The organism is Bacillus sp. FJAT-52991, assembly GCF_037201805.1.
Taxonomy (GTDB): Bacteria; Bacillota; Bacilli; order Bacillales; family Domibacillaceae; genus Bacillus_CE; species Bacillus_CE kandeliae.
In genome coordinates this window covers 2,450,130-2,462,835 of the sequence record NZ_CP147404.1, presented here as the reverse complement: position 1 = coordinate 2,462,835, position 12,706 = coordinate 2,450,130, and the positions used below count along the sequence as shown (strand labels likewise).

Sequence of the window (12,706 nt, the reverse complement as noted above, 5' to 3'; positions counted from 1 at the left end):
CGTGAATACGATCATAAATGATAAAATTTCCAAAATCGTTGATGGCAAACGAGTCATTGTGAAAAAACCTGAATTATTGGCTCCAGCTGGAACGCTTGAAAAATTAAAAATAGCAGTGCATTATGGGGCAGATGCTGTATATATTGGTGGACAGGAATATGGACTTCGTTCGAATGCAGGTAATTTTACCTTTGAAGAAATGAAAGAAGGTGTAGAATTCGCCAAGAAATACGGAGCCAAAATTTATGTGACGACGAATATTTATGCGCATAATGAAAATATTGACGGGCTAGAGGATTATTTACGCGGACTGCAAGAGGCGGGTGTGACAGGGATCATCGTAGCGGACCCGCTCATCATTGAAACATGTCGTCGCGTAGCTCCGAACGTCGAAGTTCATTTAAGTACGCAACAATCTTTATCCAATTGGCGTGCGGTTCAATATTGGAAAGATGAAGGCCTTCACCGAGTGGTGCTCGCTCGTGAAACGACGGGAGAAGAAATTCGTGAAATGAAGGAAAAAGTCGACATTGAAATCGAGACGTTTATTCATGGGGCGATGTGTATCGCTTACTCCGGTCGATGTGTATTAAGTAATCATATGACTGCTCGCGATTCGAACCGTGGGGGTTGCTGTCAATCTTGCCGTTGGGATTATGATTTATATTCATTAGATGAAAAAGGAGAAAACCCATTATTTTCTGATGATGATTCTCCATTTGCCATGAGTCCAAAAGACTTAAAGCTTGTGGAATCCATCCCTCAAATGATTGAACTTGGCATTGATAGTTTGAAAATTGAAGGTCGAATGAAATCAATCCATTATGTAGCCACTGTGGTTAGTGTGTATCGCAAAATCATTGATGCGTATTGTGCGGACCCAGAAAACTTTAAAGTGAAGCAAGAATGGTTAGATGAACTAGAGAAATGTGCCAATCGACCAGCAGCTCCTGCCTTCTTCCAAGGAACACCTGGAGCGAATGAACAATTATTTGGTGTGCATGGGAAAAAAGCGACACATGATTTTGTGGGCTTAGTGTTGGATTATGACATGGAAACACAAATGGTCACATTACAGCAACGTAACTTTTTCCGTCCAGGAGACGAGGTAGAATTTTTTGGCCCGGAAATTGACAGCTTTACACAGGTGGTTGATAAGGTTTGGGATGAGGATGGAAACGAGCTGGATGCAGCCCGTCATCCACTACAAATCGTCCGCTTTAAAGTGAACCAACCAGTGTATCGAGACAACATGATGCGAAAGGGGCTAGAGTAAGACCGATGAAGCAAAAACCAGTAGTCATTGGGATCGCCGGCGGGTCCGGTTCCGGGAAAACAAGCGTGACAAAAGCGATTGACGAAATTTTTAAAGGTCATTCGATCATGATTATTGAACAAGATTATTATTATAAAGATCAAAGTCACTTGCCGTTTGAAGAGCGCTTGAAAACGAATTATGATCATCCATTTGCCTTTGATAATGATTTATTAATTGAACATGTTAACCAGTTACTACAATATCGACCGATTGAAAGACCGGTCTATGATTACGTGCAGCACACACGATCCGCCGAAACGATTGTAATGGAGCCAAAGAATGTCATTATATTAGAAGGTATTCTTGTGCTCGAAGATCCGAGACTGCGCGATTTAATGGATATTAAGCTTTTTGTGGATACCGATGCGGATATTCGCATTATCCGCCGCATGATGCGTGATATTCAAGAACGTGGGCGTACGCTTGATTCTGTGGTTGATCAGTATATTAATGTGGTTCGGCCCATGCATAACCAATTTATTGAACCAACGAAGCGTTATGCAGATATTATTATTCCTGAAGGCGGACAAAATCACGTAGCTATCGACCTCGTCGTTACTAAAATTCAAACAATTCTTGAACAAAATGCTATTTTATAGTATCTTTTTATGAAACAGACATAATCTTTAAGAAACAGGGCTGTCTCAATACTAAAGGGTTGTTATCCGCATGGAACGTATATAATGAAGAATGCTTTCATTGTATAGTGTTTTTTCGGGAACAGACGCTTTTGAGGCAGCCTGCTCATGTTTTTTGCTTTCTTGAAATATAGAGGGCAGCGAGATGAAAAGGAGTGGAAGGGACTTGTCAGTAGAAAAAGTATACCCTATGACAGAAGAGGGAAAAGCAAAGCTAGAACAGGAACTTGAATATTTAAAAGCGGTGAAACGCAAAGAGGTAGTAGAAAGAATTAAGATTGCTCGCAGTTTTGGAGACTTATCGGAAAACTCCGAATACGATTCAGCGAAGGAAGAACAAGCCTTTGTTGAGGGGCGTATCGGTACATTAGAAACGATGATCCGAAATGCAAAGATTATTGAAGAAGATTCAATGGATCCAAGCGTTGTGTCTTTAGGGAAAACGGTTGTATTTATTGAATTGCCAGACGGCGAAGAAGAAGCTTATACAATTGTGGGTAGTGCAGAAGCGGATCCGTTTGAAGGAAAGATCTCAAATGATTCTCCGATTGCTAAAAGCTTAATTGGAAAAAGAGTGGGCGACCAAGTAAATGTCGTAACACCAGGTGGAGAAATGTCTGTTAAAATTGTTTCAATTAGCTAATTAATAAGAAAAAGCGCTAAAGGAGTAGCCCTTTAGCGTTTTTTTCTTTGTAAATGACTTCATGTTAGGCACAAGTCATGATAAAATGTTGAATGATGCAGTTGAGAGGAGAGAAAAAAACATGGCGACTCGTGCAGAACGAAATTCAAAACGAAAACAAACAAATCGCGTATTAAACACAGCCATTGCGGTGGTTGTTCTTCTAATTGTTGTTGTTGCATTTACTATTTTCTCTGGTGGGAATAATGAAGAAGCGAAAAAACCGGTTGAAAAGAAACCAGCAACAGAACAAAATACGGCTAGTCATACTGAGAAAAACAAAGCAGAAGATGTGACTGCGACGAACGATTCTGATAACAAGAAAGAAGAAAAAGAAGAACCGAGCGAAAAAGAAAAAGAAGAAAAAGATAAAGAAAAACAAGATAAAGAAAAACAAGAACAAGATAAAAAGAAAGATGAAAAAATCGTCACAGCTAGTGATGAGCCCAACGTAGAGAAAGAAATAGTTGACCCAAATTGGAAGGGGATCGGTACTTCACAAACAGGTGAGCATAATTCATCTTTTGACAGTAATTCTCCGGATTGGCAAGAGAAGCTAGACGCTCTTTCCTATGCTACAGGCATTGCTCAAGATGATATGGTCGTTTGGTATGTAAAAGGAAAAGGTCCAAATGATGCGATTGGAACAGTCTCACCAAAAAGTAACACGGATGAGGCGTATCGTGTGTTCCTTACTTGGGTAGACGGTGAAGGATGGAAACCGACGAAAATGTACGAGCTAGAACAAAATGATAAAGGGCGTTTTTAGGACGCTAGTAAGGAGCTCGTCTAAGCGAGCTCCTTACTTTTTTAGTTTAAAATGAACAACGGCGGAATAAAATTTACGTCCATCGGGATCGACATGCATTTGATGAGAAACGGAGTGGACACCAAGCATAATCGCTTTGTTATGCTCAATTTGTTGCTCGATCTTTTTTTCTAAGGAAGCGAGATCGCCTGCTTCAAAAAACTCTACTTTGTCTTCGATTAACTCTAAATGAAATTGCATGATACCTTCTCCTTTTTAAATGAATTATCTTTTTCTATGTATACAAGATAAACGGAAGAGATGGCAAGCAATTGTTGCGAAAAAATGATAAAATATAGCGAAGTGATCATTTTTGAATGGTCAATTGATTAGTGTTTGCGAAATTGGAGGAAAAAAGATGAAAATTGCTATTATTGGTGCGATGGAAGAAGAAGTAACAATCTTACGCGATCATATGGATATTAAACAAGTAGAGACGATCGCGAACAGTGAATATACAATAGGTACGATGAATAGTGCGGAAGTAGTTTTACTGCGTTCTGGTATTGGAAAAGTGAACGCTGCGATGACGACATCTGTTTTGCTACAACATTTTCAACCGGATGTGATTATTAATACAGGATCAGCGGGTGGATTAAATCCAGATTTAAATGTGGGTGATGTCGTGATTTCTACAGAAGTACGTCATCATGATGTCGATGTGACAGCCTTTGGTTATGAGTACGGTCAAGTGCCTCAGCTACCGGCAGCTTTTCAAGCGGATGAAAAGCTACTTAACATCGCTTTAAACTGCGCCAAAGAAGAAGAGGGCATCCAAGTCGTGAAAGGTTTAATCGCCACAGGAGACTCATTTATGAGCGATCCAGAGCGAGTGAAGTTTATTAGTACTAAATTTAATGATTTACAAGCAGTTGAAATGGAAGCAGCAGCGATTGCTCAAGTCGCTCATCAATTTAGTACGCCATTTGTTGTGATTCGGTCATTGTCTGATATTGCTGGCAAGGAATCCAATATCTCATTTGATCAATTCTTGCCGAAAGCGGCCCTTCATTCGTCACAATTAGTCATGAAAATGGTGGATCAGCTAGCAAACGCGTAAATTGTGAAGAATTTGTGAGAAGCCTGCTACAAAAAGGCCGAAATATGGTACATTATTAGTAACTAATGTTTCGGGAGTGATGGAAATGGTTATGATGATTATGGGCTTATTACTTGCAACAATCACAGGTGTAATGATTTCTGTATCTATTGACTAATGTTTTAACATCCGGCTGAGATCGTTCAGCCGGAATTTTTTTGTTAAACAGTCGGCTCCGCTTTTTTCGATGTCTAGCTCCGCCTCCTAGACACTCGAGTCAAATAACCTGCCGCCTACAAGACTGTCGTCTTTTCAGCGCCAGAACATTTGCTTATCGTGTCTAAACAGTCGGCTCCGCTTTTCTTTTAGTCCCCTTTTTCTTCTTTATAGAATTCATGGAACATTTTCATGAGGGCTCGTTTTTCGATGCGGGAGACGTAGCTGCGTGAGATGCCGAGTTGTTTGGCGATTTCTCGTTGGGTTTTTTCATCGGCTTGGTTGAGTCCAAAGCGGGCGATGATGACTTCTTGTTCGCGTTCGTCTAATACACTTAAGAATTTCAGCACTTTTTTGAGTTCAATGGATAATAAGATGTGATCAAGAATATCTTCATCTTTCGATTTTAAAATGTCCAGCAGATTGATTTCATTTCCTTCTTTGTCATGTCCGATGGGATCTTGGAGGGAGACTTCTTTTTTTGTTTTCTTTAAAGCCCGTAAATGCATGAGGATTTCATTTTCGATGCAGCGAGCGGCATAAGTGGCAAGCTTCGTTCCCTTGCCACCGGAGTAGCTTTCAATCGCTTTAATTAAACCGATCGTGCCAATTGAAATTAAGTCTTCCGAATCTTCTCCGGTATTTTCAAATTTTTTGACGATGTGTGCCACTAGCCTGAGGTTATGCTCAATTAATTTATTCCTTGCTTCGAAATCACCTGTAGCCATTTTTTCTAAATACATTTTTTCCTCAGTTGCTGGCAATGGTTGGGGAAATGCGTTGTTTTTTACATATGAAACGAAAAAAATTAGTTCCTTTGTTAGTAAATAGGACAAAGCAGCAAGCATACTTAACATATTGGTGCCTCCTTTAAAAATCCGCTATGCCTCAAATATATGAAAAGAGGAGGGCGTTTTTGCCTGTCCGTCTGAGGAGGAGGAGAAATAAAGAAAAAAAGACTGTCCAATAACAGAACGTGTTCTTGGGCCAGTCTTTTTTGTTAAACCTTTTTCAATTTAAATGGACTAATCATTAATAAAGATAAACTAATAATGATTACCATAAACAATTGTGCTGGGACGTAAGAAATGGTTAAATAGCTAAGTGTCAGCAAGCAACCTGCTGCTGTGATAGGTAAACCTTGGAAATAACCATTGTTTTCAGTGATATTAAAGCGAGCAAGACGTAAGGCGCCGCATCCAATGTAAAATACCGTAAAAAATGCGCCTGGAAAGCCAAAGTTTGATAACACACCCATGTACAGAAGTAGTGCTGGTGCTACACCAAAAGAAATAATATCGCACATAGAATCTAATTGTTTCCCTAATTCAGATTCTATGTTCATCTTGCGAGCAACCATTCCATCAAAACGGTCAGCTAAAGCTGCCACAAAGATCAGTAGGAGTCCTAAGCTTGCTTGGTTATTTATCGTCATTAAGATTGAAAAACCACCTAAAGCTAAATTACCCAATGTCAGCAAATTCGCCGTTTGTGCTTTCATTTTCTTAACGGTCAAATCTAACACGTGAGATATAAACAAATTGACACTCTCCTTGAATTTAGCAGGAATCTGCTAATAGTTTATTATATAATGATATTTTAATGATGTTCTATTATACCACAAATTTGATTGGGATTTTTTACTTTTTGGAGGTTAATGTGTGAAACAACAAATATATCGTTTCTTTATTGAATTAACAAATAAGCGATGGTCTTCAAATCTCATTGGAAAATATACTTGCTCGTCGGTAAGTAAACCGATGATTCGTCCTTTTATAAAGGCTTATCAAATTAACGAAAAAGAGATGGAGCATCCTATTGAAGATTATCAAACACTACATGATTTTTTTATAAGAACTTTATCATCTGAGGTTAGAAAGATCAACTATGGTGCGGACCATGTTGTTAGTCCGGTCGATGCGAAGCTCGCAGAAGCCGGGAAAATCACTAAGGGTAGAGAATTTCTCGTAAAAGGTAAAACATATTCCTTGCAAGAAATGCTTGGAAGTGAAGAGAAAGCGAAGGTGTATGAAGATGGCATATTTCTTGTTTTGTATTTAAGCCCTGCTCATTACCATCGAATTCATAGCCCGGTAGATGGAGAAGTCATTGATCGTTGGGTTCTTGGGCGTCATTCCTATCCTGTCAACTCACAAGGTTTAAAGTATGGCAAAGCGCCGCTTTCAAAAAATTATCGTGATATAACTGAGTTGAAGCATAAGCATGGTCAAATGGCCGTTGTGAAAGTAGGCGCTATGTTTGTAAATGCCATCGAAAGAACACATGAAAACTTATTTTGGAAACAAGGAGAAGAGGTGGCCTATTTTAACTTCGGCTCTACGGTGGTTTTATTATTTGAGAAGGATTTCTTTCAGCTTGATCCGCATGTCACCATTCCATGTGAAGTGAAGGTAGGAGAGAGACTTGGACAATTGCTTGATCACAACTAAAAGCTGTCAAAGAAGTATTTTTTATAAAAAAAAAAGCCTGAACGACAGGCGCTTTTTAAGAAATCTTTGCATTTTTTAATAATGAGCGTTTTTTTAGTTCTATTTCCATAAGTTTAAGAAATTCTTCGTTTAATTTCAGCTGTCTTGCTTTAAAATAAGATTCTAAAAGCAGATCATCTGGAATGTGTTTCAAAACAAATTCACCTCCTATGAAAGATTTGTTCTATAATTGAATGGATTTGCATAAAATACTAAGCTGAGGTTATTTCTCCCTAACTTTACCAAAATCAAACGAGAAGAACAAGCGTTCCTTTATCCACAGGGTGACGTGGATAAAGTGTGGGCAATTTGTGATTAACTATGGAAAAATCGTCCATTGCAATGGGGGAAATGTGTATAAGCTTATCCACAAAATAGCTAATGAAGGATTTTGTCGATAAAAAAATTTACTCATTCATTTTTTTGACGAATCGTTTTTCATCAGTTTTATTTTGTAACGAACGATAAAATTAGATATGATAAGGACTGAAAGGTTTACGGAACGGGGTGTACAGATTGTTAAAATTATTTTTACCAAACAAACAAATAAAAAGTGTATATGATATCCAACCTGAAGAACTAAAGGCACAAGGCATTAAAGCGATTATTACCGATTTAGATAATACGCTAGTCGCATGGGATTGTCCGGATGCTACGCCGGAATTGTTAGAGTGGCTTAAAAATATGAAGGAACACGGCATTAAAGTATTGATTGTTTCGAACAATAATAAAATGCGTGTAAGTACCTTTTCTCATCCGATTGATATACCTTTTATTTTTGAAGCGAGAAAGCCGATGGGCAAAGCATTTCGTCAAGCGGTTAAATTGCTGAATGTAAAGAAAGAGGAAACAGTTGTAATCGGAGATCAGCTGTTAACCGATATTTTTGGCGGTAACCGCAGTGGGCTTTATACTATTTTGGTCATTCCAGTTGCTCAAACGGATGGCTTTTGGACAAGAATCAACCGCAAGATCGAAAGAAAAATCATGAATGTGTTTAAACGAAAAGGTTTAATTCAATGGGAGGAAAATAAGTGAGTAACGAAAAGTTAATTTGCACCGGTTGTGGTGTCGAAGTACAGACAGAACATCCAGAAGGTCTTGGTTATGCGCCAGCGTCGGCTCTTTCAAAAGAAATCATTGTTTGTCAGCGCTGTTTCCGTTTGAAAAATTACAATGAAGTGCAAGATGTCCCTTTGACGGATGATGACTTCTTGAAAATTTTAAATACATTAGGCACGACAGACAGCTTAATCGTGAAAGTCGTCGATATTTTTGACTTTAACGGTAGCTGGCTTCCGGGGCTACATCGTTTTGTAGGGAAAAATCCGGTCTTGTTAATAGGAAATAAAGTAGATTTATTGCCGAAATCCGTTAAACCGAATCGACTCGTTCATTGGATGAAGCAAGAAGCGAGAGAGCTTGGTTTAAAACCTGTTGATGTATTGCTAGTTAGCTCGATGAAAGGCCAATCGATTCAAGAGGCGATCGAAGCCATTGATTATTATCGCAACGGAAAAGATGTGTATGTCGTTGGCTGTACAAATGTCGGCAAGTCCACATTTATTAACCGAATTATTAAAGATGTCACTGGCGAAAAAGATGTGATTACCACTTCTCATTTTCCTGGTACGACATTGGATATGATTGAAATCCCATTAGATGATGGTCAGGCGTTGATTGACACGCCAGGAATTATTAATCATCATCAAATGGCTCATTTTGTTGATAAACGAGACTTGAAATATATTACTCCTAAAAAAGAAATTAAACCAAAAGTGTTTCAGTTAAATGAAGAGCAAACATTGTTCTTCGGAGGACTAGCTCGATTTGACTACGTATCAGGTGGTCGTCGCTCATTTACTTGCCATCTCTCAAATGAATTGCTCATTCATCGAACAAAGCTTGAAAAGGCCGATGAGTTGTATAAAAATCATGCGGGTGAGCTATTAACACCACCTCGCATGGAACAAATGGACGAATTTCCAGAATTGGTTCGCCAAGAATTTCGTATTAAAGAAGGCAAGACAGATGTTGTATTCTCAGGTCTTGGCTGGGTGACCGTTAATGAACCAGGGGCGCTAGTCGTCGCTCATGTTCCAAAGGGAGTTAGTGTCTTTTTACGACCATCTTTAATTTAAGGAAGGGAAAAGTATGAAAAAATTATTTGGTGTGATCGGTGACCCGATTGCTCATTCGATGTCGCCTGTGATGCATAATTCGGCGTTTGCAGCTCTTGGTGTTGACGGATACTATCACCCCTTTCATATCAAGCCTGATGATCTAGCTGATGCGATTAAAGGAATGAAAGCAATTGGAGTGGAAGGTTTTAATGTAACGATTCCACATAAAACAGCGATTATTCCCCTTCTTGATAAAGTGGATCCATTAGCGAAAGCGATTGGTGCGGTGAATACCGTTGTGCGCGAGAATCATCAATGGGTCGGTTATAATACGGATGGATTAGGCTATGTTCGCGCTCTTCGTGAAGAATATCCCGGTACATTAGAAGATCAGCACGTGTTGGTGATTGGGGCAGGAGGAGCGGCCCGCGCCATTTTTTATACATTAGCGTCAGAAGGTGTGAAGCGAATCACCATTGCCAATCGAACACCGGAAAAAGCGAAAGTGATGGTAGAAAACTGTCCTTATTTAGTAGAAGGAACGGTGTTATCTTTAACGGAGGCGGAGGAAACTCTAGGAACATATGATGTCATTATTCAGACAACATCAATTGGCATGGCTCCGCAAACAGAGGAAATTCCGATCGCACTTCATTCGTTAAAGTCTATGGCTTTTGTTTCTGATATTATTTATAATCCATTAGAAACAAAATTATTAAAAGAAGCAAAAAAGCAAGGGGCTTATACGCAAAACGGATTGAAAATGTTTGTGTATCAAGGAGCGCTTGCGTTTGAGAAATGGACAGGTTTTTTTCCGGATGTCCAAAAAATGGAAAAAATTGTGTTGCAACAATTAGGAGGAAAAACATGTTAACAGGTAAACAAAAAAGATTTTTACGTGCAGAGGCACATCATTTAGACCCTATTTTTCAAGTGGGAAAAGGCGGAGTCAATGACAACATGATTAAACAAATTGGTGAGGCACTTGAAGCTCGCGAATTAATGAAAGTCAGCATTTTACAAAACTGTGACGAAGATAAGCAAGAAGTGGCACAAAGCATCGCGAAAGGTGCAAAAGCTGAAATTGTACAAATTATTGGAAATATCATTATTTTGTATAAGGAATCAAGAGAAAATAAGCAACTTGTGCTGCCAAAATGAGAAAGAAAATTGGCCTTTTAGGGGGAACCTTTAACCCCCCTCATGTCGGTCATCTTATTATTGCCAATGAGGTACTTGAAGCGCTCGAACTCGATGAGATTCGTTTCATGCCAAATAAAACACCTCCTCATAAACAGATGGATGAAGGTGTGTCAGAGGAGGATCGTGTGCGCATGTTGTCCGTTGCTATAGACGATCATCCGAAGTTTCAACTAGAGCTGATTGAAATGGAACGTGATGGGAAATCTTATACATATGACACGATCAAGCTATTGAAAGAGCGAGAGCCGGAGACCGATTTTTATTTTATTATCGGTGGCGATATGATTGAATATTTGCCCAAGTGGTATAAGGTAGATGAACTATGCCAGCTAGTGAAATTTGTTGGTGTTCGACGTCCGGAGTATTCAGTGGACACGCCTTATCCTGTTCTATTAATTGACACACCTGAAATCCATCTCTCATCAAGCCTGCTTAGACAAAAAGCAGCAATGAGTGGAACTTTACGGTATTTGCTGCCAGAAAAAGTGATTGCCTATATAAAGGAGAATCAGTTATATGAACCGAGAACAGGCATTAAAGATTGTAAAAGAGCAGATCACTGAACATCGCTATAATCACACATTAGGTGTCATGAATACAGCTATTGAGTTAGCGGAAAAATATGGAGCGGATCCGCAAAAAGCAGAGATGGCAGCTATTTTTCATGACTATGCAAAATTTCGTCCAAAAGATGAAATGGCTGCAATTATCAAAAGAGAAGGGATGGACCTGCGTTTACTTTCTTTCCATTCTGAGCTGTGGCATGCTCCGGTGGGTGCCTATTTAGTGCAAACAGAGGTAGGGATTGACGATGAAGAAGTGCTAGACGCCATTCGTTATCATACATCTGGAAGAGTCGGGATGACGCTCCTTGAAAAAGTCGTGTATTTAGCGGATTATATCGAACCAGGTCGTCATTTTCCAAAAGTAGAGAAAGTGCGAGAATTAGCGAAAGAAGATTTGGATGCAGCTGTGATTAAAGCAGTGAAAAATACGATTAAATTTTTAATGAAAAGAAATCAGCCGATATTCCCGGATACTTTTGATACGTATAATGATTTAACGAAAAAGAAGGAGGAAAACTGTTAATGGGTCAACCTGAAATTTTACAACGTGTCGCTAAGGCGGCAGATGATAAACGTGCAGAACATATTGTCGTGTTAAATATGCAAGGCATTTCTTTAATTACGGATTACTTTATGATTTGTCATGGGAATTCTGACAAACAAGTGCAAGCGATTGCTAGAGAGGTAAAGGATCAGGCGGAAGAGCTTGGATACACAATTAAACGAATGGAAGGCTTTGATGAAGCACGCTGGGTACTAATTGATATTGGTGATGTGGTCGTTCATGTGTTCCATCGTGATGAACGCGTGTATTATAATTTGGAACGACTATGGGGAGATGCGCCGCAAATCGACGTCGAGAGCGAGCTGCTTGCATGACCTATCAGCGCTTTGCCTACGTGTATGATTTTTTAATGCAAGATGTTCCTTATGAGGAATGGCTTCATTTTTTTGAACGGCACACAAAGAGTGTGACCGGGAAAAAAGTGCTCGATTTGGCTTGTGGAACAGGTGAATTAACATGGAGATTGGCAGCGGCTGGCTGGAATGTGACGGGCGTTGATTTATCTGAAGATATGTTAATGATGGCTCGGGAAAAAGCGGCTGAAAAAGGTTTGTCCTTTCCGCTCTATCAGCAAGATATGCGAGAATTAGACGGGCTTGGTACATATAATGCAGTGACCATTTTTTGTGACTCCTTGAACTATTTAAAAAGTGAAGAGGATGTGAAACAAACCTTTCGCCTCGTTCACACTCATTTAGAAGCAGGAGGACTTTTCTTATTTGATGTGCACTCGCTTTACAAAATACATCACATTTTTACCGATGGAACCTTTACCTCTACGGATGATGAGGTCTCCTATATTTGGAATTGCTTTGAAGGAGACATGCCTAACAGTGTAGAGCACGAGTTAACGTTTTTTGCCCTTGATGAATCGAGCGAGCAATATGAACGGTTTGATGAGTTGCACACTCAACGAACGTTTGAGCCTGAACAATATACATCGTGGCTCGAACAGGCTGGTTTTGAGATGCTACACATAACAGCCGACTTTACAGACCATTCCCCTAAAAAGGAAAGTGAGCGAATCTTTTTTGTCGCTCAAAAAAAATAAAGTGATAG

The 12,706-nt window shown here is 39.4% G+C and carries 18 protein-coding genes; 14 read left to right on the top strand and 4 right to left on the bottom strand.

What is annotated here, in order from left to right; translation table 11 throughout:
* Position 1 precedes the first annotated feature (1 nt).
* The 4 genes from WDJ61_RS12735 to WDJ61_RS12720 all read left to right on the top strand — a co-directional run bounded on the left by WDJ61_RS12735 (position 2) and on the right by WDJ61_RS12720 (position 3,407).
* The gene (locus tag WDJ61_RS12735) at positions 2–1,276 is read left to right on the top strand and encodes a peptidase U32 family protein (protein ID WP_413789012.1); all 1,275 of its coding nucleotides are present in this window, start codon (positions 2–4) and stop codon (positions 1,274–1,276) included.
* A gap of 5 nt (positions 1,277–1,281) precedes the next feature.
* Complete coding sequence (udk, locus tag WDJ61_RS12730; RefSeq protein ID WP_338750287.1) at positions 1,282–1,917, top strand: uridine kinase; 636 nt, start codon at positions 1,282–1,284, stop codon at positions 1,915–1,917.
* A gap of 205 nt (positions 1,918–2,122) precedes the next feature.
* Positions 2,123–2,599 carry a transcription elongation factor GreA gene (greA, locus tag WDJ61_RS12725; RefSeq protein ID WP_338750285.1) on the top strand — a complete coding sequence of 159 codons (477 nt, stop codon included), beginning with the start codon at positions 2,123–2,125 and terminating at the stop codon, positions 2,597–2,599.
* Positions 2,600–2,720: 121 nt separating this feature from the next.
* Positions 2,721–3,407: a YrrS family protein gene (locus WDJ61_RS12720; RefSeq protein ID WP_338750283.1), complete on the top strand. Its 687-nt coding sequence runs from the start codon at positions 2,721–2,723 to the stop codon at positions 3,405–3,407.
* Between the two features lie 33 nt (positions 3,408–3,440).
* On the opposite strand, the gene WDJ61_RS12715 is transcribed toward WDJ61_RS12720, so the two are convergent.
* On the bottom strand, positions 3,441–3,647 hold the full coding sequence (locus tag WDJ61_RS12715; RefSeq protein ID WP_338750281.1) for a YrzA family protein: 207 nt from the start codon (positions 3,645–3,647) through the stop codon (positions 3,441–3,443).
* Between the two features lie 157 nt (positions 3,648–3,804).
* Between WDJ61_RS12715 and mtnN the strand changes: the two genes are divergently transcribed.
* On the top strand, positions 3,805–4,506 hold the full coding sequence (gene mtnN / locus WDJ61_RS12710) for a 5'-methylthioadenosine/S-adenosylhomocysteine nucleosidase (RefSeq protein WP_338750279.1): 702 nt from the start codon (positions 3,805–3,807) through the stop codon (positions 4,504–4,506).
* A gap of 344 nt (positions 4,507–4,850) precedes the next feature.
* Here mtnN and sigK read toward each other — a convergent pair whose 3' ends face one another.
* Both sigK and pssA read right to left on the bottom strand, forming a co-directional pair.
* The gene (sigK, locus tag WDJ61_RS12705) at positions 4,851–5,558 is read right to left on the bottom strand and encodes an RNA polymerase sporulation sigma factor SigK (protein WP_338750277.1); all 708 of its coding nucleotides are present in this window, start codon (positions 5,556–5,558) and stop codon (positions 4,851–4,853) included.
* Between the two features lie 143 nt (positions 5,559–5,701).
* Positions 5,702–6,241 carry a CDP-diacylglycerol--serine O-phosphatidyltransferase gene (gene pssA / locus WDJ61_RS12700; RefSeq protein WP_338750275.1) on the bottom strand — a complete coding sequence of 180 codons (540 nt, stop codon included), beginning with the start codon at positions 6,239–6,241 and terminating at the stop codon, positions 5,702–5,704.
* A 121-nt stretch (positions 6,242–6,362) separates the two neighbouring features.
* Here pssA and WDJ61_RS12695 point away from each other — a divergent pair, with 121 nt between their 5' ends.
* Entirely contained in the window at positions 6,363–7,151 is a 789-nt protein-coding gene (locus WDJ61_RS12695; RefSeq protein WP_338750273.1) for a phosphatidylserine decarboxylase, read from the top strand.
* A gap of 55 nt (positions 7,152–7,206) precedes the next feature.
* On the opposite strand, the gene sda is transcribed toward WDJ61_RS12695, so the two are convergent.
* Positions 7,207–7,344, bottom strand: coding sequence for a sporulation histidine kinase inhibitor Sda (gene sda / locus WDJ61_RS12690; RefSeq protein WP_338750271.1), 138 nt, complete (start codon positions 7,342–7,344; stop codon positions 7,207–7,209).
* A gap of 362 nt (positions 7,345–7,706) precedes the next feature.
* Here sda and WDJ61_RS12685 point away from each other — a divergent pair, with 362 nt between their 5' ends.
* Genes WDJ61_RS12685 through WDJ61_RS12650 form a run of 8 tightly spaced genes read left to right on the top strand, consistent with a single transcriptional unit; the run spans position 7,707 to position 12,698 of the window.
* Positions 7,707–8,228 (top strand): YqeG family HAD IIIA-type phosphatase, encoded by a 522-nt coding sequence (locus WDJ61_RS12685; RefSeq protein ID WP_338750269.1) that lies wholly within the window; start codon positions 7,707–7,709, stop codon positions 8,226–8,228.
* Positions 8,225–9,331, top strand: a complete 1,107-nt coding sequence (yqeH, locus tag WDJ61_RS12680; protein WP_338750267.1) for a ribosome biogenesis GTPase YqeH — start codon at positions 8,225–8,227, stop codon at positions 9,329–9,331. Before WDJ61_RS12685 ends, yqeH begins: the two co-directional genes overlap by 4 nt.
* A 13-nt stretch (positions 9,332–9,344) precedes the next feature.
* The gene (aroE, locus tag WDJ61_RS12675) at positions 9,345–10,187 is read left to right on the top strand and encodes a shikimate dehydrogenase (RefSeq protein WP_338750265.1); all 843 of its coding nucleotides are present in this window, start codon (positions 9,345–9,347) and stop codon (positions 10,185–10,187) included.
* A complete protein-coding gene (gene yhbY, locus WDJ61_RS12670; protein WP_338750263.1) occupies positions 10,181–10,474 on the top strand; it encodes a ribosome assembly RNA-binding protein YhbY in 294 nt (97 codons plus the stop codon). The genes aroE and yhbY overlap by 7 nt, the downstream gene beginning before the upstream one ends.
* Positions 10,471–11,079 carry a nicotinate-nucleotide adenylyltransferase gene (locus tag WDJ61_RS12665; RefSeq protein ID WP_338750261.1) on the top strand — a complete coding sequence of 203 codons (609 nt, stop codon included), beginning with the start codon at positions 10,471–10,473 and terminating at the stop codon, positions 11,077–11,079. Before yhbY ends, WDJ61_RS12665 begins: the two co-directional genes overlap by 4 nt.
* On the top strand, positions 11,033–11,605 hold the full coding sequence (yqeK, locus tag WDJ61_RS12660) for a bis(5'-nucleosyl)-tetraphosphatase (symmetrical) YqeK (RefSeq protein WP_338750259.1): 573 nt from the start codon (positions 11,033–11,035) through the stop codon (positions 11,603–11,605). The genes WDJ61_RS12665 and yqeK overlap by 47 nt, the downstream gene beginning before the upstream one ends.
* Positions 11,605–11,961, top strand: a complete 357-nt coding sequence (gene rsfS / locus WDJ61_RS12655; RefSeq protein WP_094834026.1) for a ribosome silencing factor — start codon at positions 11,605–11,607, stop codon at positions 11,959–11,961. The genes yqeK and rsfS overlap by 1 nt, the downstream gene beginning before the upstream one ends.
* On the top strand, positions 11,958–12,698 hold the full coding sequence (locus WDJ61_RS12650; RefSeq protein WP_338750256.1) for a class I SAM-dependent methyltransferase: 741 nt from the start codon (positions 11,958–11,960) through the stop codon (positions 12,696–12,698). The genes rsfS and WDJ61_RS12650 overlap by 4 nt, the downstream gene beginning before the upstream one ends.
* The last annotated feature ends 8 nt before the right edge of the window (positions 12,699–12,706 follow it).

Excerpts from the sequence above, each read along its gene's own strand:
- udk (WP_338750287.1), top strand. The coding sequence starts at position 1,282 with ATGAAGCAAAAACCAGTAGTCATTGGGATCGCCGGCGGGTCCGGTTCC.
- yqeK (WP_338750259.1), top strand. The coding sequence starts at position 11,033 with ATGAACCGAGAACAGGCATTAAAGATTGTAAAAGAGCAGATCACTGAA.
- WDJ61_RS12720 (WP_338750283.1), top strand. The coding sequence starts at position 2,721 with ATGGCGACTCGTGCAGAACGAAATTCAAAACGAAAACAAACAAATCGC.
- WDJ61_RS12650 (WP_338750256.1), top strand. The coding sequence starts at position 11,958 with ATGACCTATCAGCGCTTTGCCTACGTGTATGATTTTTTAATGCAAGAT.
- WDJ61_RS12715 (WP_338750281.1), bottom strand. The coding sequence starts at position 3,647 with ATGCAATTTCATTTAGAGTTAATCGAAGACAAAGTAGAGTTTTTTGAA.
- aroE (WP_338750265.1), top strand. The coding sequence starts at position 9,345 with ATGAAAAAATTATTTGGTGTGATCGGTGACCCGATTGCTCATTCGATG.
- sigK (WP_338750277.1), bottom strand. The coding sequence starts at position 5,558 with ATGTTAAGTATGCTTGCTGCTTTGTCCTATTTACTAACAAAGGAACTA.
- rsfS (WP_094834026.1), top strand. The coding sequence starts at position 11,605 with ATGGGTCAACCTGAAATTTTACAACGTGTCGCTAAGGCGGCAGATGAT.
- WDJ61_RS12665 (WP_338750261.1), top strand. The coding sequence starts at position 10,471 with ATGAGAAAGAAAATTGGCCTTTTAGGGGGAACCTTTAACCCCCCTCAT.
- mtnN (WP_338750279.1), top strand. The coding sequence starts at position 3,805 with ATGAAAATTGCTATTATTGGTGCGATGGAAGAAGAAGTAACAATCTTA.
- yhbY (WP_338750263.1), top strand. The coding sequence starts at position 10,181 with ATGTTAACAGGTAAACAAAAAAGATTTTTACGTGCAGAGGCACATCAT.